19 protein-coding genes are annotated in these 22,462 nt (G+C 69.8%); 9 read left to right on the top strand and 10 right to left on the bottom strand.

Annotated elements, in window-relative coordinates; all coding sequences use genetic code 11:
• Window positions 1-23: 23 nt before the first annotated feature.
• Window positions 24-458: an ester cyclase gene (locus K4B79_RS40815; RefSeq protein ID WP_232032487.1), complete on the bottom strand. Its 435-nt coding sequence runs from the start codon at window positions 456-458 to the stop codon at window positions 24-26.
• A 212-nt stretch (window positions 459-670) separates the two neighbouring features.
• On the opposite strand from K4B79_RS40815, the gene K4B79_RS40820 reads away from it, so the two are divergent.
• Window positions 671-1,447 (top strand): SDR family NAD(P)-dependent oxidoreductase, encoded by a 777-nt coding sequence (locus K4B79_RS40820; RefSeq protein ID WP_232032488.1) that lies wholly within the window; start codon window positions 671-673, stop codon window positions 1,445-1,447.
• A 157-nt stretch (window positions 1,448-1,604) separates the two neighbouring features.
• Window positions 1,605-2,432 (top strand): hypothetical protein, encoded by an 828-nt coding sequence (locus tag K4B79_RS40825; protein WP_232032489.1) that lies wholly within the window; start codon window positions 1,605-1,607, stop codon window positions 2,430-2,432.
• A 48-nt stretch (window positions 2,433-2,480) separates the two neighbouring features.
• Here the strand turns inward: K4B79_RS40825 and K4B79_RS40830 are convergent, their stop codons facing one another.
• Entirely contained in the window at window positions 2,481-3,674 is a 1,194-nt protein-coding gene (locus tag K4B79_RS40830; RefSeq protein WP_232032526.1) for an RtcB family protein, read from the bottom strand.
• Window positions 3,675-3,900: 226 nt separating this feature from the next.
• Between K4B79_RS40830 and K4B79_RS40835 the strand changes: the two genes are divergently transcribed.
• The 3 genes from K4B79_RS40835 to K4B79_RS40845 all read left to right on the top strand — a co-directional run bounded on the left by K4B79_RS40835 (window position 3,901) and on the right by K4B79_RS40845 (window position 7,219).
• Complete coding sequence (locus tag K4B79_RS40835; protein WP_232032490.1) at window positions 3,901-4,746, top strand: DUF3558 domain-containing protein; 846 nt, start codon at window positions 3,901-3,903, stop codon at window positions 4,744-4,746.
• A 118-nt stretch (window positions 4,747-4,864) separates the two neighbouring features.
• The gene (locus tag K4B79_RS40840; RefSeq protein ID WP_232032491.1) at window positions 4,865-5,761 is read left to right on the top strand and encodes a DUF3558 family protein; all 897 of its coding nucleotides are present in this window, start codon (window positions 4,865-4,867) and stop codon (window positions 5,759-5,761) included.
• Between the two features lie 183 nt (window positions 5,762-5,944).
• The gene (locus tag K4B79_RS40845; protein WP_232032492.1) at window positions 5,945-7,219 is read left to right on the top strand and encodes a DUF2637 domain-containing protein; all 1,275 of its coding nucleotides are present in this window, start codon (window positions 5,945-5,947) and stop codon (window positions 7,217-7,219) included.
• A 67-nt stretch (window positions 7,220-7,286) separates the two neighbouring features.
• Here the strand turns inward: K4B79_RS40845 and lysS are convergent, their stop codons facing one another.
• Window positions 7,287-9,032, bottom strand: a complete 1,746-nt coding sequence (lysS, locus tag K4B79_RS40850) for a lysine--tRNA ligase (protein WP_232032493.1) — start codon at window positions 9,030-9,032, stop codon at window positions 7,287-7,289.
• A 133-nt stretch (window positions 9,033-9,165) separates the two neighbouring features.
• On the opposite strand from lysS, the gene argS reads away from it, so the two are divergent.
• Window positions 9,166-10,923 carry an arginine--tRNA ligase gene (gene argS, locus K4B79_RS40855; RefSeq protein WP_232032494.1) on the top strand — a complete coding sequence of 586 codons (1,758 nt, stop codon included), beginning with the start codon at window positions 9,166-9,168 and terminating at the stop codon, window positions 10,921-10,923.
• Window positions 10,924-11,015: 92 nt separating this feature from the next.
• Complete coding sequence (locus K4B79_RS40860) at window positions 11,016-11,789, top strand: DUF4253 domain-containing protein (RefSeq protein WP_232032495.1); 774 nt, start codon at window positions 11,016-11,018, stop codon at window positions 11,787-11,789.
• A 43-nt stretch (window positions 11,790-11,832) separates the two neighbouring features.
• Here the strand turns inward: K4B79_RS40860 and K4B79_RS40865 are convergent, their stop codons facing one another.
• A complete protein-coding gene (locus K4B79_RS40865) occupies window positions 11,833-12,669 on the bottom strand; it encodes an arylamine N-acetyltransferase family protein (RefSeq protein ID WP_232032496.1) in 837 nt (278 codons plus the stop codon).
• Window positions 12,670-12,760: 91 nt separating this feature from the next.
• Window positions 12,761-13,663, bottom strand: coding sequence for an SAM-dependent methyltransferase (locus tag K4B79_RS40870; RefSeq protein WP_232032497.1), 903 nt, complete (start codon window positions 13,661-13,663; stop codon window positions 12,761-12,763).
• A 246-nt stretch (window positions 13,664-13,909) separates the two neighbouring features.
• On the opposite strand from K4B79_RS40870, the gene K4B79_RS40875 reads away from it, so the two are divergent.
• Complete coding sequence (locus K4B79_RS40875; RefSeq protein ID WP_232032498.1) at window positions 13,910-14,092, top strand: hypothetical protein; 183 nt, start codon at window positions 13,910-13,912, stop codon at window positions 14,090-14,092.
• Here the strand turns inward: K4B79_RS40875 and hemB are convergent.
• Entirely contained in the window at window positions 14,089-15,081 is a 993-nt protein-coding gene (gene hemB / locus K4B79_RS40880; protein WP_232032499.1) for a porphobilinogen synthase, read from the bottom strand. The two genes, K4B79_RS40875 and hemB, sit on opposite strands and share 4 nt — an antisense overlap.
• 492 nt (window positions 15,082-15,573) lie before the next feature.
• Here hemB and K4B79_RS40885 point away from each other — a divergent pair, with 492 nt between their 5' ends.
• A complete protein-coding gene (locus K4B79_RS40885; protein WP_232032500.1) occupies window positions 15,574-16,956 on the top strand; it encodes an FAD-binding oxidoreductase in 1,383 nt (460 codons plus the stop codon).
• 85 nt (window positions 16,957-17,041) lie between these two features.
• Here K4B79_RS40885 and K4B79_RS40890 read toward each other — a convergent pair whose 3' ends face one another.
• The 4 genes from K4B79_RS40890 to K4B79_RS40905 are packed head-to-tail and all read right to left on the bottom strand — an operon-like array spanning window position 17,042 to window position 22,273.
• Window positions 17,042-18,772 (bottom strand): bifunctional uroporphyrinogen-III C-methyltransferase/uroporphyrinogen-III synthase, encoded by a 1,731-nt coding sequence (locus tag K4B79_RS40890; RefSeq protein ID WP_232032501.1) that lies wholly within the window; start codon window positions 18,770-18,772, stop codon window positions 17,042-17,044.
• Window positions 18,769-19,728 carry a hydroxymethylbilane synthase gene (gene hemC, locus K4B79_RS40895; RefSeq protein WP_232032502.1) on the bottom strand — a complete coding sequence of 320 codons (960 nt, stop codon included), beginning with the start codon at window positions 19,726-19,728 and terminating at the stop codon, window positions 18,769-18,771. The genes K4B79_RS40890 and hemC overlap by 4 nt, the downstream gene beginning before the upstream one ends.
• Window positions 19,725-21,500 (bottom strand): glutamyl-tRNA reductase, encoded by a 1,776-nt coding sequence (locus tag K4B79_RS40900; RefSeq protein WP_232032503.1) that lies wholly within the window; start codon window positions 21,498-21,500, stop codon window positions 19,725-19,727. Before K4B79_RS40900 ends, hemC begins: the two co-directional genes overlap by 4 nt.
• Window positions 21,497-22,273 (bottom strand): redox-sensing transcriptional repressor Rex, encoded by a 777-nt coding sequence (locus K4B79_RS40905; protein WP_232032504.1) that lies wholly within the window; start codon window positions 22,271-22,273, stop codon window positions 21,497-21,499. The genes K4B79_RS40900 and K4B79_RS40905 overlap by 4 nt, the downstream gene beginning before the upstream one ends.
• Window positions 22,274-22,462: the final 189 nt, after the last annotated feature.

Below are 22,462 nucleotides of genomic sequence, written 5' to 3' on the forward strand. Positions count from 1 at the left end.
GTGACACCGCTCGAACGGCTCGCTCAGGACGGCTCGTCGGGCAGCAGTCCCAGCTGCCCCAGAAACTCCATCTCGTCGAAGTAGAGCCGGTAGTCCACGATCCGGCCGTCCTTCACCGTGGCGAAGTCGACCCCGCGGATCCGGATCTCCTTCTGCGTCGCGGGGAGCGTCTCCCCGGTCGGCAGATGCAGCGGCCCGGTGTTGCGCCCGCTGAAGACGCCCTCGTCGATGGCCGTGTCACCGACCTCGTACGAGTGCACCGTCTCGAACGTGGCCTCGGGGACCGCCTCCGTCATCTGCCGCCAGTACTCGACGATGCCGTCGCGCCCGCGGATCTCCCCCTCGTCGGGGGTGAGGGCGACGGCGTCCTCGGCGTACAGCTCGCCGATGACCTTCAGATCGGGATGCGTGGTCAGCGCGTCCGTGAGCCGGTCCATGACCTCGCGTGCTTCTCCCATGTTCCACCTCCACACGGCCGGAGGATCACCCACCTCATTGTCCCACCGCACTCCGCCGCGCACCCTCTGGCACCGCCCACAGAACGAGATCACCGGCCGCCCCGGAGGCACCCCCACCTATCCTGACGACAGTCGGCAGTCCATCCGTAGTCCAGCAGTACGAACGCACTCCGATAGTACGAACGCACTCCGACCGCACGAGGAGCAAGCCCATGGCCCCCGCCGCCCCGTCCGCCGCCTCCCGCATCGCCGTCGTCACCGGCGCGAGCAGCGGCATCGGTGCCGCCACCGCACGCCGGCTCGCGGAGGCCGGCTACCGCGTCGTCCTCACCGCCCGCCGCAAGGACCGTATCGAGGCGCTGGCGGAGGAGATCACCGCGGCCGGCCACCAGGCGACGGCCTACCCCCTCGACGTCACCGACCGCGCCGCGGTGGACGAGTTCGCCTCGGCCTTCAAGACGATCGGCGTCCTGGTCAACAACGCCGGCGGAGCCCTCGGCGCCGACCCGGTCGCGACCGGCGACCCCGCCGACTGGCGCACGATGTACGAGACCAACGTCATCGGCACCCTGAACCTCACCCAGGCGCTGCTCCCCAAGCTCGACGCGAGCGGCGACGGCACGATCGTCGTCGTCTCCTCCACCGCCGGCCACGGCACCTACGAGGGCGGCGCGGGCTATGTCGCCGCCAAGCACGGCGCCCACGTCCTCGCCGAGACCCTCCGCCTGGAGATCGTCGGCCGCCCCGTCCGCGTCATCGAGATCGCGCCCGGCATGGTCAAGACCGACGAGTTCGCCCTCACCCGCTTCGCCGGCGACAAGGAGAAGGCCGAAAAGGTCTACCAGGGCGTCGCCGAGCCCCTCACCGCCGACGACGTCGCCGACACCATCACCTGGACCATCACCCGCCCCAGCCACGTCAACGTGGACCTCCTCGTCCTCCGCCCCCGCGCCCAGGCCTCCAACACGAAGGTCCACCGGGAGCTCTGACAGCGGCCGTTAACTCACAGGAGTGAACGTCGTCGATCACCCGAACGGAGACCGAACCAGCGACCTAGGCTCGCGCCACAACATCAACACGACGGCCCTCGGCAGGGACTGGCATCCCGGCCAAGGGCCTGACCAGCACGGAAGGAACAGCTTCCGCATGGCTGACTGCGAGCCTATCGCCCACCAGTTCATGGACCTCACGGTCCCCGAGTACGCGTACATGTTTGGCTTCTTGCAGGCGGACGGGCATCTCTCCCAACAATCGCGGCAGAGGGGGCGGTTGACCGTCGAGATCAGCGCGCGAGACATCGCTCTCCTGCGAAGCTTCCAGCAGTTGACGCCGTACAACAGCAGCATTACGGAGCGCACGCGTTCAACGAACTTCTCCGAGACCCACACCTCGGCCACCTGGACCCTGTGGTCCCTCGAAGCCAGGACTCTGCTCAACGAACTCGGCCTGCCTTACGGCCGCAAGTCGAAGACGATCGCCCCGCCCTGTGTCGAGTTCTCGGACCGCGACTACGTCCGAGGCATCATCGACGCCGACGGCTCGGTGGGGTACACGAGCCAGGGGCACCCGTTCGTCTCTCTGACCACGCAGAGCACCCCCATCGGCACGTACTTGTGCCTCTACGTCGAGGAGATCACGGGCGCCGCGCGCACTTTGAAACGTAACGCCCGGGACGACATCTACAACATTCTGTACACGAAGGAGAACGCCCAGCAGTTGGCATCCCACCTGTATTACCCGGGCTGCCTGTCGCTGAGTCGGAAGCAGGACGCCGCGGATTCACTTGGCTCCTGGGTACGCCCTGCAAATATGGAACGCAGGCCTCCCCGCATCCGATGGACCGCGGAAATGGATCGCGTCCTACTCGCGGCACCGACCATCGCGCATGCCGCCGCAGAGCTCGGCTACTCCCGGAGCCCTTGCCAAAACCGCCGGTGGAAACTGCTGCACGGCGTCGTGCCGCTGCCGGACTGAGCAACCCGTGTTGGGCGCGGCACACGATCACCGCGCCCAACACCGTTCTCAACCCTTCACACAGATGAACTGCTTCAGCTTCGCCACGACCTCGACGAGATCGCGCTGCTGCTCCATCACCTGGTCGATGTTCTTGTAAGCACCCGGAATCTCATCAAGCACGCCGGAGTCCTTGCGGCACTCGACACCCCGTGTCTGCTCCTCCAGATCCCGCACCGAGAAACGCCTCTTGGCCGCGTTCCGACTCATCCGCCGACCCGCCCCATGGGAAGCCGAGTTGAAGGCCTTCTCGTTTCCGAGCCCCTTCACGATGTACGAGCTGGTGCCCATCGAGCCGGGAATGATCCCGTACTCGCCGGAGCCCGCGCGGATCGCTCCCTTACGAGTGACCAGCAGGTCCATGCCCTCGTACCTCTCCTCCGCCACGTAGTTGTGGTGGCAGGAGATCTCCGTCTCGAAGGTCGGCTTCGCCTTCTTGAACTCCTTGCGGATCACGTCCTTCAGGAGCCCCATCATGATCGCGCGGTTGTACTTGGCGTATTCCTGCGCCCAGTAAAGATCATTCCGGTACGCCGCCATCTGCGGAGTGTCCGAGACGAACACCGCGAGGTCGCGGTCGACCAGCCCCTGGTTGTGCGGAAGCTTCTGAGCGACACCGATGTGGTACTCGGCCAGTTCCTTGCCGATGTTCCGGGAGCCGGAGTGCAGCATGAGCCAGACCGAATTCGACTGATCCAGACAGACTTCGATCATGTGGTTGCCGGATCCGAGCGTTCCCATCTGCTTCCCGGCCCGCTCCTCCCGGAACTTCACCGCGTCCGCAACCCCGTCGAACCGCCCCCAGAAGTCCTCCCACCCCGCAGTACCGAACCCGTGCAGCCGCCCCGGATCCACGGGACTGTCATGCATCCCCCGCCCCACCGGAATCGCCTGCTCGATCTTCGACCGCAGCCGGGACAGGTCCCCCGGCAGATCGTTCGCGGTGAGGGACGTCTTCACGGCAGACATCCCACACCCGATGTCCACCCCCACCGCCGCCGGACACACCGCACCCCGCATCGCGATGACGGACCCCACCGTCGCCCCCTTGCCGTAGTGGACGTCCGGCATGACCGCGAGGCCCTTGATCCACGGCAGGGTGGCCACGTTCCGCAGTTGCTGGAGCGCGCCCTCCTCGACGGAGGCCGGGTCGGTCCACATCCGGATCGGAACCTTCGCGCCCGGCATTTCCACGTACGACATATCGTCCTCATTCCCCCGGAAACCAACAGAAGTCTTAAATCGCAAAACCGGCGCCAAGGTCAATGAAAGGGACAACGGACCGGCGTCCACGGCCGTGCGTGCGATACACATTGTCTCCAGGGCACAACCCCCCGCGGCAAGCGATTAACCAGCGGGGACACTGAAGAACCCGGCTGCGGACCGGCACAGGACCGGGCACCGCGACACCGTCGAGAGGAGCCTCACCGTGCAGCGGAAGGCCTACGTCCCCGGCATCGCCGCACTCCTCGCGGCCGTGCTGGCCGGCTGCACCGGAAGCTCCGGGGACACCGGTACGACGGACGACTCCAACCCCGGCGACGCCGGCACCGCCTCGGCCCCCGCCCAGCCGGGCCGGTACCGCACGCTCCCCGAGCCCTGCGGCTCGGTCGGCCAGGGCACCCTGGACTCGATGCTGCCCGGCATCCGGCAGATCGCGGACGAGGACCAGCGGACGAAGGCGTACGAGGGCGAGGCGACGCTGACGTACGACACGGACCGCAAGGTGGGCTGCCGTTGGAAGGTGGAGTCCACGGACGCCACCGACCATCTGCTGGTCGACTTCGAGCGGGTGGTGTCCTACGACAGTTCCGTGAGCGGCGACAGCCAGGCGGAGCAGCAGTTCGCGAAGCTGGAGGCGGCGGCGGACCTGCCGGAGCCGACGGCGTCCGAGCCGGCGAGCCCCACGGCGACCCCCACCGACTCCGCGTCGGCCTCGACGTCGCCCTCCCCGACTCCCTCCGCCTCCTCCCCCGCCTCCCCCTCCTCGGGCGCGCCGTCGGGATCCCCCTCCCCGTCGGTCACCCCGTCGCTCCTGCAGCCCCGTCTCCTGGAGGACCTGGGCGACGAGGCGTTCCTCGACGACGCGTTGAGCAGCTCGGGTTCGACGGCCCAGCAGCGCACGGTGACTGTGGCGTTCCGCACGTCCAACGTCATCGTGACCATCGAGTACGTGGAGCAGCCGACGACGATCGGCGTGGTCCCGGACAGCAAGGAAATGCAGGACAAGGCCCGGAATCTGGCCGCTCAGCTGGCCGACTCGCTGTCGGGCTGACCCCCCTTCACACGCCTCTCACGCGCGCACACGAAGCCGTCGAAGCACATCCGCACGGCAGCCTCACCGCGTACCGTGGCCCCTCGGACCCGATCCGACGGCAGGAATCACGAGCGTCATGAGTGAAGGAACCATGCAGCGACCAGCACAGCGAGACCAGGGTGACCAGCGAGCGAAGCGTCGGGGCCGGGGCCGCGGCCGCGTCCTTGTCTGCGCGGCCGCCGTCCCCGTGGCGCTGATCGTGGCCGGCTGCTCATCCGACTCCGGCTCCGGCTCCGGCGACGCCGACAGTGGCGGCAAGAGCGCGGACACGGCCGCGTCGGCGTCGGCGAGCCCGTCGCCGACGGTGCAGGCGGCGGTGTACAAGTCGCTGCCGAAGGCGTGCGGTGCGGTGACGAAGAAGACGCTGGGCGAGCTCGTCCCGAAGGGCAAGTCCGGCAAGGAGGGCACCGCGGACGACGCGGGCACGCGTGCCAGCTGCTCGTGGAGCAGCCTGGACAACAACGGCGTCAAGGGCTCCCAGTTCCGCTGGCTGAACGTCTCGATGCTGCGTTTCGAGTCGGACACCTCGCGCGGTTCGGGCGAGGAGCAGGCGCAGAAGTACTACGACAAGCAGATCCAGGACGCGCAGTCCTCCGCGGGTGCGAAGAACACCAAGTCGAAGCCGGTGTCCGGGACGGGTGACGCGGCGACGACGGTGACGTACGACCTGAAGAAGAAGGAAGGCTCCTTCAAGCAGCAGACGGTCGTCACGCGCGTCGAGAACGTCGTCATCACCCTCGACTACAACGGCGCGGGTCTCGCGGGGGAGAAGACCCCGAGCGCGGCCTCGCTGACCAAGCTCGCCGAGAAGGCGACCAAGGAGGCCGTGGCCGCGGTGTCGGCCGCCAACGGCGGGGGTGGCACGGGCGGTGACGCGGGCGCGGCGAGCCCCACGCCGTCGTCGTCGGCGTCGGCCTCCAAGGGCGCGTCGAAGTCGCCGTCCCCTTCCCCCTCAGCGTCGAAGAAGAGCTGACTGTCACACACCAGCCGTAACGCGCAGCTCACACCGCCTTTTTGACGGAGCCCGGCCCCCTCCAGGGACCGGGCTCCGGCCGTACCGGGGCCACGTTCGGCGTACACATGTGCCACCCTGTTGCGCGCAACGACATGCATGGGGAGGGGAGTACGGGTGGCCGCGCCACTGCAGTTGACACGAATGCACCGGGTTCTGATCGGCGTGGTCGTGACCGGTGCCGTCATCATCGCCGGCATCGGCTTCGCGGGGTCCTACGCGGCGGTCCGTGAACTCGCGCTCCAGAAGGGCTTCGGGAACTTCAGCTACGTCTTCCCGATCGGCATCGACGCGGGCATCTGCGTCCTGCTGGCGCTGGACCTCCTGCTGACCTGGATCCGCATCCCCTTCCCCCTGCTCCGCCAGACGGCGTGGCTGCTGACGGCCGCCACGATCGCCTTCAACGGCGCGGCGGCCTGGCCGGACCCGCTGGGTGTCGGCATGCACGCGGTGATCCCGATCCTGTTCGTGGTCTCCGTCGAGGCGGCGCGGCACGCGATCGGCCGTATCGCCGACATCACGGCGGACAAGCACATGGAGGGCGTCCGCCTCACCCGCTGGCTCCTCTCGCCCGTCCCCACCTTCCTGCTGTGGCGCCGTATGAAGCTGTGGGAGCTGCGCTCCTACGAGCAGGTCATCAAGCTCGAACAGGAACGTCTCGTCTACCAGGCCCGGCTGCGCTCCCGCTTCGGCCGGGCCTGGCGTCGCAAGGCCCCGGTGGAGTCCCTGATGCCGCTGCGCCTGGCCCGCTACGGCGTCCCCCTGGCGGAGACCGCCCCGGCGGGCCTGGCGGCGGCGGGCATCGAACCGGCGCTCCTGCCTCCGGCGCCGCAGCAGGAACTGGCACCGATGCCTGCGGCGGCCGACCCCGCCGCACTGGCCACGGCCGACCGTCAGGAGACTCCGGCCCTGGCGAAGGCGGCGCCCCGGAGCGAACAGCCGCAGACCCCGCCCAGCGTCCCCGAGGCGGAGCAACAGGCCGACGAACCCGAGCCCGACCAGAGCCCCTGGTTCGAAGCCCCCCGCCAGATCGACTACCAGGGCGGCTACGACCCCACGTACAACCCGCAGGAGCAGTACGAGCAGTGGTACGCGGAGCAGCAGCAGGCGGAGCAGTACGAGGAGCAGTACCGCCTGGAGCCGGAGGAGACCGGCACCTTCCCCATCCCCGTGGGCCCCAACCGCACCCGTGAGCTGGGCGAGGGCGGCGGCATCCCGGACTTCGAGCCGGACGAGGAGTCGTACTACCAGGTCTTCAAGCAGTCGATAAGCGGCAGCGGCTACCCCACGCCCCGTGAGTTCGGCGAGAACGTGGAGGCCGAGTTCAGCATCGCCCTCCCCCCGGAGGACATGAAGCGCATGGTCAACCGCTTCACCAACCGCTACAACGCGGAACTGGAAGAGGACCACATCGCGTAACCACGCGGAGGTACGAGGATGGGGGCGCCCGGCGAACACCGGGCGCCCCCATCGTCGTAGAACAGGCTTACTCCCCGAGCAGGGCCCGCACCCGCTCCTGCCCCACCGCCAGCAGCAGCGTGGGCAGCCGCGGCCCCGTGTCCCGCCCGACCAGCAGGTGGTACAGCAGGGCGAAGAAGGTCCGCTGCGCGGTCTTGATCTCGGCCGGCAGCTCCTTCGGCGTGGCGTCGGCGGAGAAGCCGGCCTGGACCTTGGGCACGCCGTACACGAGGTGGGTCAGTCCGTCGAGGGACCAGTGCGAGGCGAGCCCGTCGAGCAGCAGCCGCAGCGACTGCTGGGACGCCTCGTCGAGGGACTTCAGCAGCTCGGCGTCGGGCTCGTCGCGCACGATGGTCCGCTGGTCGGCGGGCACGTGCGTGTTGATCCATGCCTCGGCCTTGTCGAGCCGCGGCCGTACCGCGTCGAGCGAGGCGAGCGGGTCGGCGGGGTCGAGCTCGCTGAGGATCCGCAGCGCCTGGTCCTCGTGCCCGGCGGTGATGTCGGCGACGGAGGCCAGCGTCCGGTACGGCATCGGCCGCGGCGTCCGCGGCAGTTCACCGCCCGCCGTGCGCACCGCGCGGGAGTGCGCGGCGGCGTCGGCCGGGAGGGCGGTCCCGTCGGCCACCTTGGCGTCGAGCTTGTCCCACTCGTCGTAGAGCCGCTGGATCTCCTGGTCGAAGGCGATCTTGAACGACTGGTTGGGCCTGCGGCGGGCGTAGAGCCAGCGCAGGAGCTGCGGCTCCATGATCTTCAGGGCGTCCCCGGGGGTGGGGACCCCGCCCTTGGAGGACGACATCTTCGCCATCCCGCTGATACCCACGAAGGCGTACATCGGCCCGATGGGCTGCTTGCCGCCGAAGATCCCGACGATCTGGCCGCCCACCTGGAAGCTCGACCCCGGGGACGAGTGGTCGACCCCGCTGGGCTCGAACACGACTCCCTCGTACGCCCACCGCATCGGCCAGTCGACCTTCCAGACCAGCTTGCCGCGGTTGAACTCGTTGAGCCGGACGGTCTCGGCGAAGCCGCAGGCGTTGCAGGTGTACGACAGCTCGGTGGTGCCGTCGTCGTAGGAGGTGACCGTGGTCAGGTCCTTCTCGCAGTTGCCGCAGTAGGGCTTGTACGGGAAGTAGCCGGCGGACCCGGAGGAGCCGTCGTCCTCGGCGGCCGCACCGGACCCTTCGGCGGCCTCCAGCTCGGCCTCGTCGAGGGGCTTCTGCTGCTTCTTCGCGGCGGCGGGGGCCTTCTTGGTCCGGTACTGGTCGAGGATCGCGTCGATGTCGCCGCGGTGCTTCATGGCGTGCAGGATCTGCTCGCGGTAGACCCCGGAGGTGTACTGCGCGGTCTGGCTGATCCCGTCGAACTCGACGCCGAGCTCGGCGAGCGAGTCGATCATGGCGGCCTTGAAGTGCTCGGCCCAGTTGGCGTGCGCGGAGCCCTTGGGGGCGGGCACGGAGGTCAGCGGCTTGCCGATGTGCTCGGCCCACGACTCGTCGACTCCGGGGACGCCCGCCGGCACCTTGCGGTAGCGGTCGTAGTCGTCCCAGGAGATCAGGTGCCGGACCTGGTGCCCACGCCGCCGGACCTCGTCGGCGACGAGGTGCGGGGTCATCACCTCACGCAGGTTCCCCAGGTGGATGGGTCCGGACGGCGAGAGCCCGGACGCGACGACGACGGGTTTGCCCGGGGCCCGACGCTCCGACTCCTCGATGACCTCATCCGCGAAACGGGAGACCCAGTCGGTGGTCTCGGTGCTCTGAGCCACGATCGGCACGTCCTCTTTTACTCAAGGCATTGATGGTGGCCCCATTCTCCCAGACCGCGTCGCGCCCGGGAAAACCGCTTTACCCCCCATGGGATACTGGCCGTGTCTATCGATCCCCACGAGGAGAACGGCACCCCTTCCTATGACCTCGGTCACGTCCCTCAGCGACTCCGTCCAGCAGCGTCTCGCGGCGGCCCTCACGGCCGCTCTGCCGGACGCCGACTCCGCGGATCCGCTGCTGCGACGTAGCGACCGGGCGGACTTCCAGGCGAACGGCATCCTGGCCCTCGCCAAGAAGGCCAAGGCGAACCCGCGGGAGCTGGCGACGCAGGTCGTCGGGCGGGTCGAGTCGGGTGACGTGATCAAGGAGATCGAGGTCTCGGGCCCCGGCTTCCTGAACATCACGATCGCGGACCGGGCGATCACCGAGACCCTCGCCGCGCGGTACGCGGACGCCGACCGCCTCGGCGTGCCGCCGAAGGAGAAGCCGGGCATCACGGTCGTCGACTACGCCCAGCCGAACGTGGCGAAGGAGATGCACGTCGGCCACCTGCGTTCCGCGGTGATCGGCGACGCCCTGCGCGGCATGCTCGACTTCACCGGCGAGCGGACGATCGGCCGGCACCACATCGGCGACTGGGGCACCCAGTTCGGCATGCTCATCCAGTACCTGTTCGAGCACCCCGGCGAGCTGGCCCCGGCCGACGCCGTCGACGGCGAGCAGGCCATGTCGAACCTGAACCGCGTCTACAAGGCCTCCCGCGCGGTCTTCGACTCCGACGAGGAGTTCAAGGAGCGGGCCCGCAAGAGGGTCGTCGCCCTCCAGTCGGGCGACAAGGAGACCCTGGAACTGTGGCAGCAGTTCGTGGACGAGTCGAAGGTCTACTTCTACTCCGTCTTCGAGAAGCTCGACATGGAGATCCGCGACGAGGAGATCGTCGGCGAGTCCGCGTACAACGACATGATGCCGGAGACCGCGCGGCTCCTGGAGGAGTCCGGCGTCGCGGTCCGCTCCGAGGGCGCGCTCGTCGTGTTCTTCGACGAGATCCGGGGCAAGGACGACCAGCCCGTGCCGCTGATCGTGCAGAAGGCGGACGGCGGCTTCGGCTACGCGGCGTCCGACCTCTCCGCGATCCGCGACCGCGTCACCGGCCTGCACGCCACCTCGCTGCTCTACGTCGTGGACGTACGCCAGTCGCTGCACTTCAAGATGGTCTTCGAGACGGCCCGCCGCGCGGGCTGGCTCAGCGACGAGGTCACCGCGCACAACATGGGCTACGGCACGGTCCTGGGCGCCGACGGCAAGCCGTTCAAGACGCGCGAGGGCGAGACGGTGAAGCTGGAGGATCTGCTGGACGAGGCGGTCGAGCGGGCCGCCGAGGTCGTACGGGAGAAGGCGCAGGACCTCAGCGAGGCCGAGATCCAGGAGCGGGCGGCGCAGGTGGGCATCGGCGCGGTGAAGTACGCCGACCTGTCCACGTCCCCCAGCCGGGACTACAAGTTCGACCTGGACCAGATGGTCTCGCTGAACGGCGACACCTCCGTCTACCTCCAGTACGCCTACGCCCGTATCCAGTCCATCCTCCGCAAGGCCGGCGAGACGAAGCCGACCGCCCACCCGGAGCTGGACCTGCACGAGGCGGAGCGCGCCCTCGGCCTGCACCTGGACGCCTTCGGCGACACCGTCTTCGAGGCCGCCGCGGAGTACGCCCCGCACAAGCTGGCCGCGTACCTCTACCAACTGGCGTCCCTCTACACGTCCTTCTACGACAGGTGCCCCGTCCTCAAGGCCGACTCCCCGGCCCAGGTCGAGAACCGCCTCTTCCTGTGCGACATGACGGCCCGCACCCTCCACAAGGGCATGGCACTGCTGAGCATCAGGACGCCCGAGCGTCTCTGACGGACAGGGCCGAGGCGGCCCCGGCCGTACCGGCGCGAGCTCCGGCAGCACCCCCGGACCCGTTGTCAGTGGCTGCCCCTAAAGTCACCGGCATGGCGACACTTCCGAACCCGCTGCCGAGGCTCGCGTCCCTCGGTCTCGCACTCCCGCCCGGCCGGCTGGTCGACACGACGGACGAGGGCCCGTGGCACGAGCCGCTGCTGTGGCTGGCCGACGACGAGGCCGCCCCCGGCACCTGGGACGCCCTGCGGCACGCCCCGCGCGCGCTCGGCCTGCTCCCGGTGACGATCGAGGCCGGCGGCTCCCAAGGCACCCCGGAGAGCTGGGAGTTGATGCCGGGCGAGATGTCCTACCCCGGCGACCACGAAGCCGAGGAGGTCCTGTCCGACCTCTGGGAGGCGTCCGCCGCGGAGGGCGAGGAATGGCCCGGCCTGGCGGAGGAGCCCGAAGCCGCCGGGGACGACGACCCCGACACCGTGGCCGCCGCGATCGCCGACTCCCTCCTGGCCGACGGCCCGCTCAAGGACCCCCGCCTCGCCCTCGTCCCGGCCCGCCGCAGCGCCGACATCCCCACGGCGATCGGCTGGACGGGCCCGATGAACCACGAGGGCGACACCGCCCGTCTCTCGGCGGTCCTGCGCTCCTGGGAGGACCGCTACGGCATACGGGTCGTGGCGCTCGGCTTCGACCACCTGCTGGTCTCCGTAGCGGCCCCGCCCACCACCCCCGCCGACGCCCAGGCCCTCGCCGCCGAGCACTTCGCCTTCTGCCCGGACACCATCTGGCAGGGCAGCGACACGACCCTGGCCGAGTACGCCGAACACCAACTCCTCAACCAACCGGCGTGGCACTTCTGGTGGGACTGACACCCCACCACGCCCGTTGCGGAACCGGCCGCGGAACAGCCCCTTACAACACCGCCCCCTCCGGGGCCACGATCCCGAACTCCTCCTCCAACAACCGCCGCACCTCGACCTCGTCCTCCGCCACCTGCCGCTCCCTCACCGTCCCGTCGTCGACCCGCGTCTCGGTGAGGAGGCGGCCGTGCAGCAGCAGATGCCGTTCGGCGCTGAGGTGCTGGACGTACAGGCTCTGCGCGAAGGGTGACCGCGGATTCGTCGCGATGTGCCAGTTGATGACCTCGAAGTCGGGCTTCTCGAACGGCTCCAGAGTGAAGGCGTACTGCGCCACCCAGCCCTCGAGGCCCGAGTCGTGGGCCTCCAGCACCCACATCTCCAGCGGCCCCCGATGCGGCACGTGCACCAGCCGATGCCGCCGCCCGGCATCCCGGAACTCGACACCGGCGACCAGCGGCACCGGCTCCAGCAGCGCCCCGATCGCCCCGAACCCGACGTCGGTGAGATACGGCCGCGACTCCCCCGGCACCTCGACGAGCAGCGCCATGTGGGTGCGCGGCCGGCTCTCCACCGTCTCGGCGCCCAGGACGACCCGTGCGGTCAGCAGCGCCTCCACCCGGAAGCCGAGGGCCTCCAGGGCGAGCGAGAACAGCGTGTTGTGCTCGTAGCAGTAGCCACCCCGCCGACCGTGAACGAGCTTGGCCATCAGATCAGCGGGATCGAGGGACGGCGCCCCGCCACCGAGGGCCTCCAGATTCTCGAAGGGGATCCCCCGCATGTGCGCCAGATGCACAGCCTTCAGCGTCCCCACGTCGGCCCGCCGCTCCCCCTCCCAACCGATCCGCTTGAGGTAGGCGTCGAGATCGAATTCCACCGTGTCATCGGACATGCCCCACAACGTAGGCGCCCCCGCCGCCCCCTCCCACAATCCACGGCCGGAACCCCCCTAGGCCTTTGGACCTAGGCCTGCGTGCGCCACTTCAGCCCTTCTCCGCCACGGCCGCATACACATTGATGTCGGCGTCCGTCACGTCGTTGATGTCGGCGTACCGCACCTTCTCGATGTCGTCGAGCGTCGCGAGATACGAGCCCTCCGGCTGCTCCGGAACGGGCGCCGCGTCGTCGGCCCGCCACCGGTGCGCCGGTACGACCCCGGGCTCCACGACCTCCAGCCCGCTCTCGGTGAAGAACCGCTCCACCTCCGCCGCCGACCGCAGCACAAAGGTGAACCCACGCTCGGTGTACGTCCGTTGCACGGCCCGGATGTTCTCGGGATTCAGATCCTCGGTCAGATGGGTCAGCACCAGCCGGCTCCCGGACGGCAGCGCCTCCACCAACTCCCGCACGATCGGATAGGCCTCCTCGTCCTCCACGAAATGCAGCAGGGCGACGAGACACAACGCCACCGGCCGATCGAGATCGAGGGTCTTGGCGGCCTGCTCCAGGATCTGCGCCGGATTCCTGAAGTCGGCGTCGATGTAGTCGGTCCGCCCCTCGGGCCCACTGGTGAGCAGGGCCCGCGCGTGCGCGAGCACCACCGGATCGTTGTCGACGTACACGACCCGCGCGTCGGGAATGATCCGCTGCGCGATCTGATGCACGTTCTCCGCGGTCGGCAGCCCGGTCCCGATGTCGAGGAACTGCCGGATCCCGTCCTCCCGCGCCAGGGAGGTGACGGCCCGCCGCAGGAAGTCCCGGTTGTGGCGTACGTCGAGATAGCCGCGCGGATTGGCGGCGAGCGCGGCGGCGGCCGCCGCCCGGTCGACGGGGTAGTTGTCCTTGCCGCCGAGGAAGACGTCGTAGACGCGCGCGGGGTGCGCCTTGGTGGTGTCGATCCTCCTTCTCAGCTCGGCGGGATCAAGGCTGAGGGCGTCACCGGACATCGGCGTCTCCAGTCATTCAACTGACAACCATGGGCCAACAACCTAACGCCCAGTGCCACTTGAAGATGCCCCACTCCGAACAACACCGTCCCGCGTCCCGACCACTCACCCCGGGACACGCCATAACCCCAGGTCAAACCACTGGTAAGGCCCACACCGTCCCGAATCCACCCTCAACGCTGGCACCCGACCCACCCCACCACCCAGGGTGGAGTCACCACTCCCACCCACCGAGAGGTCCACCCCATGCCCGCACGCCCCGCCCGCCTCCGACTGCTCGCCGCCACCGCGGCGGCCCTCGCGGCACTCACCCTCACCGGGTGCGAGGACGGCGAGGGCCTGCGAGACGAGGGCCCGTCCGCCACGACCCTCAGAACACCCCAGGACCCCCACACCACGGAGCAGCCGAGGCCCCCGGCACATCCCTAACGCAGCTTCTGCGCCACCTCGGTGGCCCAGTAGGTCAGGATGTTCTGCGCCCCGGCCCGCTTGATCCCGGTCAGCGCCTCCAGGATCGCCTGGTCCCGGTCGATCCAGCCCTTCTCCGCGGCGGCCTCGATCATCGAGTACTCACCCGAGATCTGATAAGCGGCGACGGGCACGTCCACCGCGTCCGCGACCCGCGCCAGCACATCCAGGTAGGGCCCGGCCGGCTTGACCATCACCATGTCGGCGCCCTCCTCCAGATCCAGCGCCAACTCCCGCATCGACTCCCGCGCATTCGCCGGGTCCTGCTGGTAGGTCTTCCGGTCCCCCTTCAACGAAGACCCGACGGCCTCCCGGAACGGCCCGAAGAACGCGGAAGCGTACTTGACCGTATAGGCAAGCACCGCCACGTCCTCCCGCCCGATCTGATCGAGAGCGTCCCGGATCACGCCGATCTGCCCGTCCATCATCCCGCTGGGCCCCACCACATGCGCCCCGGCATCGGCCTGCACCTGCGCCATCTCGGCGTACCGCTCCAACGTGGCGTCGTTGTCGACCCGCCCCTGAGCGTCCAGCACCCCGCAGTGCCCGTGATCCGTCGTCTCGTCCAGACACAGATCGGACATCACCAACAGCTCGTCCCCGACCTCCGCCCGCACATCCCGGATCGCCACCTGAAGAATCCCCTCGGGATCGGTCCCCGCCGACCCGACCGCATCCTTCTTGTCCTCCTCCGGCACGCCGAACAGCATGATCCCGGAGATCCCCGCGGCCACAGCCTCCGCCGCCGCCTTCTTCAACGTGTCCCGCGTGTGCTGCACCACCCCGGGCATCGCAGCGATCGGCACCGGCTCCGACACGCCCTCCCGCACAAACGCCGGAAGGATGAAGTCGGCCGGATGCAGCCTCGTCTCCGCGACCATCCGCCGCATCACAGGACTGACCCGCAACCGCCGCGGCCGCGCACCGGGAAAGGAACCGTACGTCGTCATACCACCTACGCTACGCCCGCCCTGCGCCCCCCTTTGCCGACGCATCGTCGGCCCCGGTGCGGTGCGGTGCGCTCCGCTGGGGGTGCGGTGTGAGGGTGCGGGTGGGTGGGGTTGCCGTGCGCCTATGGGGGTGCCACAGAAGGTCGTAGGGCGTCTACAGGCCCGTTGCGGCTGGTCGCGCAGTTCCCCGCGCCCCTGAGGTGAGGACGGTCGCCCGGCGGATGAAGTGGTCGCCCACGGCGGTGAGGGGACGGGGCGGGGGGTGTCCGCCCGCAGCGGCCGGCGTCCGACACGCAGTACTACCCGGAGACACAGTTCCGCCGGACCGAGGACGGAGACCCCCCGACCCGGCCCCGACCCACCCCACACCCGTAGGCGCTACATCCGCCCCCACCGGGGCCGCACAGCGCGCCGCAGGCATCCGCACATGCGCCACCCCCCACCGAGGTCCAAGCTGAAAGAACAACCACCCCGGCGCCCCGGGAGGACGCGATGACCGCCCCACACCCCACCCCGCACACCCCCCTCACCGACATCCACGGCCCCGTCCTCCACCCCGGCGAAGCCGGCTACGCCGACGAGGTCACCGGCTTCAACCTGGCCGCCCTGCACACCCCGGACGTGGTCGTCGGAGCGACGGACACGGCCGACATAGTCACAGCCCTCCGCTGGGCCTCGGCCACCCACACCCCCGTCGCCGTCCAGGCCACCGGCCACGGCGCGAACTACCCCATAGAACAGGGCCTACTGATCACCACGTCCCGCATGACGGACGTACGCATAGACGAGTCGACCCGCACAGCCACCATCGCCGCGGGCGCGAAATGGCGGCACGTCCTGGACAAGGCCACCCCCCACGGCCTCGCCACCCTCAACGGCTCCTCCACAGACGCCGGAGTCGTCGGCTACACCCTCGGCGGCGGCCTCCCCGTCCTCGGCCGAACCTACGGCTACGCGGCCGACCTGGTCCGCTCCTTCGAGGTCGTCACCCCCGACGGCACCCTCCACCACACGGACAACACCACGAACCCCGACCTCTTCTGGGCCCTCAGGGGCGGCAAGGGCAACGTAGGCATAGTCACCGAACTCACCTGCGACCTGCTCCCCCTCCCTCGCATCCTCGGCGGCGGCATCTACACCGAGGGCGAGAACGCGGAGGCCCTCCTCACCACCTGGGCGGACTGGACGACAACAGTCCCCCCGGAGATGAACAGCACGTTCAGCATCCTCCGCCTCCCCCCGTTCCCAGAGATCCCCGAACCCTTCCGAGGCGGCTTCTGGGCAAGGGTCTGCCTCGCGTGGACCGGCGACACCGCCGAGGGCGAAACCCTCCTCGCCCCGCTCCGCGCAGCCGCCCCCGTCGCGATCGACACGGTCGAGGACATGGACTACGCGGCGGTGGACCGCATCTACATGGACCCCCAGGACCCCCTCCCGGCCCGAGAGTCCTGCACGCTGCTCCGCGACCTCCCCCCGGAAGCGATCACGGCATTCCTCGACCAGGTGGGCCCACACGCCACCGACGTCCCGCTCCTCCTGGTGGAGATCCGCCACATGGGCGGCGCCCTCTCCCGCCCGGCCGCCACGGAGGACGCGGTCTGCGCCCGGGACGCCGCCTACCTCCTGGAGGCGGTGGGCGTCCTGGCCGCACCCCCCATGGCAGAAGCCGTGGAACAGGCCACGACAGCCCTGAACACGGCCATGGCCCCGTACGGCACGGGCCGCACCATGGTCAACCTGCACGGCACCCCGGGCGACGAGTCCGACCGAGCCCGAGCCTGGACCCCGGAGGTCTACGACCGCCTACGCCACACAAAGTCGACGTACGACCCGGAAAACCTCCTCCGCTACGGCCACACAGTCACCCCGACGTAGAACCAGACCAGACCAGGCCCGCCCAGACCAGGCCCGCCCAGACCACGCCAGACCGGACCCAACCAAATCAGCCCCGCCCCAAACCTCAGGTAGTGGTCCTCCGCCGCCGAGCCCCCGGCCGCCGCTCACTGGGCCGAGTAACGGGATCCCCCGCCTCCACAGCCGCAGCCCTCCGCCGCGCACCAAAGTCGGCCAACGCCTCGGCCAGCTTGTGCACGGACGGCTCCGGAGCCATCACATCCACCCGCAGCCCATGCTCCTCGGCAGTCTTGGCCGTAGCAGGCCCAATACACGCGATCACGGTCACGTTGTGCGGCTTACCGGCGATACCCACCAGATTCCGCACCGTACTGGACGACGTAAAGAGAACGGCATCAAAGCCACCCCCCTTGATCGCCTCCCGCGTCTCGGCCGGCGGCGGCGAGGCCCGCACGGTCCGATAGGCCGTGACGTCGTCGACCTCCCACCCGAGCTCGATAAGCCCCGCCACCAACGTCTCCGTGGCGATATCGGCCCGAGGCAGAAAAACCCGGTCGATCGGATCGAAAACAGGATCATAAGGAGGCCAGTCCTCCAACAACCCCGCAGCCGACTGCTCCCCACTGGGCACCAGATCCGGCTTCACACCAAACGCGACCAGTGCCTTAGCGGTCTGCTCCCCCACCGCCGCGACCTTGATCCCGGCAAAGGCACGAGCATCAAGCCCGTACTCCTCGAACTTCTCCCGCACGGCCTTCACAGCATTGACCGACGTGAAGGCAATCCACTCGTACCGCCCGGTCACCAGCCCCTTCACCGCCCGCTCCATCTGCTGCGGAGTCCGCGGCGGCTCAACGGCGATCGTCGGCACCTCGTGCGGCACGGCCCCGTAGGACCGCAGCTGGTCGGAGAGCGAGGCCGCCTGCTCCTTGGTGCGCGGCACGAGCACCTTCCAGCCGAAAAGCGGCTTGGACTCGAACCACGAGAGCTGCTCACGCTGAGCCGCGGCGGACCGCTCACCGACCACGGCTATCACCGGCCGGCCCCCGTCCGGGGACGGCAGCACCTTGGCCTGCTTCAGCGTCTGGGCGATGGTGCCCAGCGTGGCGGTCCAGGTCCGCTGCCGCGTGGTGGTACCGGCGACGGTCACGGTCAACGGAGTGTCGGGCTTGCGCCCGGCGGCGACCAGCTCACCGGCCGCGGCCGCGACGGAATCCAGGGTCGTGGACACGACCACCGTCCCGTCCGACGCCCCCACCTCCGTCCAGCACCGGTCGGACGCGGTCCGCCCGTCGACGAACCGGACGTCGGCCCCCTGCGCGTCGCGCAGCGGCACACCGGCGTACGCGGGCACGCCGACCGCGGCGGCGACGCCGGGAACGACCTCGAAAGGCACCCCCGCGCGGGCGCAGGTCAGCATCTCCTCGGCGGCGTACGCGTCGAGTCCGGGGTCCCCGGACACCGCACGGACGACCCGCCTGCCGCCCCGCGCGGCCTCCATGACAAGATGTGCGGCATCCCGCACGGCGGGGACGCCAGCGGTTGTTGACGCACCGTCAACAACCGTTAGTTGAGGCGCGCCTGTGCCCGGCGTGGGACCGGAGGAAAGATCCGCGGGGCGACCCGCGGGATCCGCATCCGTGTTCACCACGGCGACACCGGACCTGGCATGCGTACGTACGACGTCGAGCACTTCGTGCCCGGCGACGAGAACGTCCGCGTTCGCCAGCGCCTCGACGGCGCGCAGAGTCAGTAGTCCCGGATCCCCGGGTCCGGCACCGAGGAAGGTGACGTGCCCGTGTTCAGGACCGGCGACGGGAAGGGTGGTGGGGCTCACTGTGCTCGCTCCCCCATCAGACCGGCCGCGCCCTGGGCTAGCATCTCGGCCGCGAGTTCACGGCCGAGCGCCATTGCTTGGTCGTACGTCTCGGGCACGGGACCGGTGGTGGACAGCTGCACCGTGCGCGTGCCGTCGGTCGTGCCGACTATGCCGCGCAGGCGCATTTCCTTGACAATCTGCCCGTCGGCCAGAAGGTCGGCCAGCGCGCCCACAGGGGCGCTGCAACCGGCCTCCAGGGCGGCGAGCAGTGACCGTTCGGCGGTCACGGCGACCCGTGTGAACGGGTCGTCGAGTTCGCCGAGCGCTGCGACCAGGTCCGCGTTGTCCGCGGCACATTCGATCGCGAGTGCTCCCTGGCCGGGAGCGGGCAAAACCGTGTCGACCGATAGAAAATCAGTCACTTCATCACCACGACCGATCCGATTGAGTCCGGCCGCGGCCAGCACGACGGCATCGAGCACACCATCGCGTACAAATCCGATCCGGGTATCCACGTTCCCGCGGATCGGTACCGTTTCGATGTCCAGCCCGTGGCCGCGCGCGTACGCGTTCAGCTGGGCCATGCGCCGCGGCGAACCCGTACCGATGCGCGCGCCGCGCGGCAGGTCGGTGAACTTCAGCGCGTCGCGGGCGACGATGACGTCGCGCGGGTCCTCGCGTTCGGGGATCGCGGCCAGCGCCAGCACGTCCGGCTGTCCGGTCGGCAGGTCCTTCAGCGAGTGCACGGCGAAGTCGACCTCGCCCTTCAGCAGCGCTTCCCGCAGGGCGGTGACGAACACTCCCGTGCCGCCGATCTGCGCGAGCGCCTCCTTGGACACATCGCCGTACGTGGTGATCGCGACGAGCTCGACGGGCCGTCCGGTCACCTGGCTCACGGCGTCCGCCACCTGCCCGGACTGGGCCATGGCGAGTCTGCTCCGCCTGGTCCCGAGCCTCAATGCCTTCTGAGTCATGCCGGCCCTCGGTTCTTGCCGTTCTTCTCTGTGCTGTCCTCGGCACGGGAGACGGCGGCCACCGTCTCGGGGTCGAGATCGAACAGGGTGCGCAGCGCGTCCGCGTACCCGGCGCCGCCGGGCTCGGCCGCGAGCTGCTTGACCCGTACGGTCGGCGCGTGCAGCAGCTTGTCGACCACGCGCCGCACGGCCTGGGTGATCTCGCCGCGCTGCTTGTCGTCGAGCTCGGGCAGCCGCCCGTCCAGCCGGGCGATCTCGTTCGCGACGACATCGGCGGCCATGGCGCGCAGCGCGACCACGGTCGGCGTGATGTGCGCGGCCCGCTGCGCCGCCCCGAAGGCGGCGACCTCGTCGGCGACGATACGGCGGACCTGGTCGACGTCCGCCGCCATCGGCGCGTCGGCGGAAGCGTCCGCGAGCGACTCGATGTCGACGAGCCGCACCCCGGCGAGCCGGTGCGCGCCCGCGTCGATGTCGCGCGGCATGGCGAGGTCGAGCAGGAAGAGCACGGGCCGCGGCCGCGGGATCTCGGCGACCGGCTCGGGCCTACGACGCTCGGGAATCCGCCCGACGGTGGCCGCCGCGGCCGCGAGCGCGGCGATGGCGTCGGCCTCCTCGGCGGGATCGAGGGTGGTCACCGCTTCCGCGCGGGTGGACGTCTGCGGCCGGGGGGCGTTGTCCACCCAGGCCGCGTGCTGTTCGAGGTCGGAGGCGGCCATCCCGGCCACGGCGGCCTCGCCGAGCACGGAGAACCCGGCGGTGGCCTGAACGGAATTCAGATCGAGCGGACAGTTCTCGTCGTCCGCGCCGGCCGCGGGCAGCCGTGCCGCTTGGCCGGCTCCCGCCCCACGAAGAGGCGGCACCCCGTAAGCGCCGGACTGCGCGTCCGACCCCCGGCCGGCACCGGGCCCATCGACACCGACCCGCCCCGACACAGCCGTAGCCACAGCCTCAGCAGTCAGGACAAGCCCGGTGGCCCCCGTACAGGACACCACCGCATCGGCACGTGTCAGTTCGTCCGACACCGCGTCCATCGTCACCGCGCGGGCCACCAGGCCCCCGCCGGAGGAGGCCGCGCCCTCGTTCAGGATCTCCACGAGCCGCTCGGCCCGGTCGGCCGTGCGGTTGGCGACGACGATCTCCGCGACCCCCGCGCGCGCCAGCGTGGCCGCGGCCAGCGAGGACATGGATCCGGCGCCGATGACCAGGGCCTTCTTGCCGCGTGCCCAGTCCTGGACGTCCCCGCCCAGAGCCAGTTGCTCCAGTCCGAAGGTCACCAGCGACTGCCCGGCCCGGTCGATCCCGGTCTCGGAGTGCGCCCGCTTGCCGACCCGCAGCGCCTGCTGGAACAGGTCGTTCAGCAGCCGACCGGCGCTGTGCAGCTCCTGCGCCCTGGCCAGCGAGTCCTTGATCTGCCCGAGGATCTGCCCCTCGCCGACGACCATCGAGTCGAGCCCGCAGGCCACCGAGAACAGATGGTGGACGGCCCGGTCCTCGTAGTGCACGTAGAGATAGGGAGTGAGCTCGTCGAGCCCGACCCCGCTGTGCTGGGCGAGCAGCGTGGACAGCTCGGCGACACCCGCGTGGAACTTGTCCACGTCGGCGTACAGCTCGATGCGGTTGCAGGTGGCGAGCACCGCGGCCTCGGTGGCCGGCTCGGCGGCGACCGTGTCCTGGAGCAGCTTGATCTGGGCGTCCGCGCTCAGCGAGGCCCGCTCCAGCACGCTGACCGGGGCACTGCGGTGGCTCAGCCCGACGACGAGGAGACTCATGCCGGCATCACGGCGGGTACGTCCCCGTCGGGCCCTTTGTCGGCGGACTCGGACTCGCCGCGCGCGGCGGCGACCGGCCCCGCTCCGTCGGAGGCGGCCGCGGCGGCCTCCTCGCCGGCCTTGCGCTGCTCGTGGAAGGCGAGGATCTGCAGCTCGATGGAGAGGTCGACCTTGCGCACGTCGACGCCGTCCGGCACGGACAGCACGGTCGGCGCGAAGTTCAGGATGGAGGTGACTCCGGCGGCCACGAGCCGGTCGCAGACCTGCTGGGCGGCGCCGGCGGGCGTCGCGATGACACCGATGGACACACCGTTGTCGTCGATGATCTTCTCGAGTTCATCGGTGTGCTGCACCGGAATCCCCGCGACGGGCTTCCCGGCCATCGCCGGATCGGCGTCGATGAGCGCGGCGACCCGGAATCCGCGGGAGGCGAACCCGCCGTAGTTGGCGAGGGCGGCGCCGAGGTTGCCGATACCGACGATCACGACCGGCCAGTCCTGGGTCAGGCCGAGCTCGCGGGAGATCTGGTAGACGAGGTACTCCACGTCGTAGCCCACACCGCGCGTCCCGTAGGAGCCGAGGTACGAGAAGTCCTTGCGCAGCTTCGCGGAGTTGACCCCCGCGGCGGCCGCGAGCTCCTCGGAGGAGACGGTGGGGACCGAGCGCTCCGACAACGCGGTCAGGGCACGGAGGTACAGCGGAAGACGGGCGACGGTGGCCTCGGGAATCCCTCGGCTACGGGTCGCCGGTCGGTGAGTTCGGCCAGTTGCCACGGTGCTCCTGCGGGTAGAGCGGGGCTGCAGGCGGTCATACGTCCCCGGACCGCCCCGTCGAAAGCAGGCTATGTCTTTGTGAACGCGTGCACAAAGATGGTGTCCGTTTTGCCCGGCCAACGTGACCGGGGTCACGCGCCCCCGGCGCACTGATGCGGAACCGGCGCACAGGCACAACCGTTCCTCTTC

The sequence above is a fragment of the Streptomyces lincolnensis genome, assembly GCF_021173675.1.
GTDB classification, from domain to species: Bacteria; Actinomycetota; Actinomycetes; order Streptomycetales; family Streptomycetaceae; genus Streptomyces; species Streptomyces lincolnensis_B.

Excerpts from the sequence above, each read along its gene's own strand:
- hemB (WP_232032499.1), bottom strand. The coding sequence starts at position 15,081 with ATGACGACGTACGGTTCCTTTCCCGGTGCGCGGCCGCGGCGGTTGCGG.
- K4B79_RS40830 (WP_232032526.1), bottom strand. The coding sequence starts at position 3,674 with ATGTCGTACGTGGAAATGCCGGGCGCGAAGGTTCCGATCCGGATGTGG.
- K4B79_RS40825 (WP_232032489.1), top strand. The coding sequence starts at position 1,605 with ATGGCTGACTGCGAGCCTATCGCCCACCAGTTCATGGACCTCACGGTC.
- K4B79_RS40875 (WP_232032498.1), top strand. The coding sequence starts at position 13,910 with ATGCCCGCACGCCCCGCCCGCCTCCGACTGCTCGCCGCCACCGCGGCG.
- K4B79_RS40885 (WP_232032500.1), top strand. The coding sequence starts at position 15,574 with ATGACCGCCCCACACCCCACCCCGCACACCCCCCTCACCGACATCCAC.
- argS (WP_232032494.1), top strand. The coding sequence starts at position 9,166 with ATGACCTCGGTCACGTCCCTCAGCGACTCCGTCCAGCAGCGTCTCGCG.
- K4B79_RS40845 (WP_232032492.1), top strand. The coding sequence starts at position 5,945 with ATGCACCGGGTTCTGATCGGCGTGGTCGTGACCGGTGCCGTCATCATC.
- K4B79_RS40865 (WP_232032496.1), bottom strand. The coding sequence starts at position 12,669 with ATGTCCGATGACACGGTGGAATTCGATCTCGACGCCTACCTCAAGCGG.
- K4B79_RS40870 (WP_232032497.1), bottom strand. The coding sequence starts at position 13,663 with ATGTCCGGTGACGCCCTCAGCCTTGATCCCGCCGAGCTGAGAAGGAGG.
- K4B79_RS40840 (WP_232032491.1), top strand. The coding sequence starts at position 4,865 with ATGAGTGAAGGAACCATGCAGCGACCAGCACAGCGAGACCAGGGTGAC.
- K4B79_RS40815 (WP_232032487.1), bottom strand. The coding sequence starts at position 458 with ATGGGAGAAGCACGCGAGGTCATGGACCGGCTCACGGACGCGCTGACC.
- hemC (WP_232032502.1), bottom strand. The coding sequence starts at position 19,728 with ATGACTCAGAAGGCATTGAGGCTCGGGACCAGGCGGAGCAGACTCGCC.
- K4B79_RS40900 (WP_232032503.1), bottom strand. The coding sequence starts at position 21,500 with ATGAGTCTCCTCGTCGTCGGGCTGAGCCACCGCAGTGCCCCGGTCAGC.
- K4B79_RS40820 (WP_232032488.1), top strand. The coding sequence starts at position 671 with ATGGCCCCCGCCGCCCCGTCCGCCGCCTCCCGCATCGCCGTCGTCACC.
- K4B79_RS40860 (WP_232032495.1), top strand. The coding sequence starts at position 11,016 with ATGGCGACACTTCCGAACCCGCTGCCGAGGCTCGCGTCCCTCGGTCTC.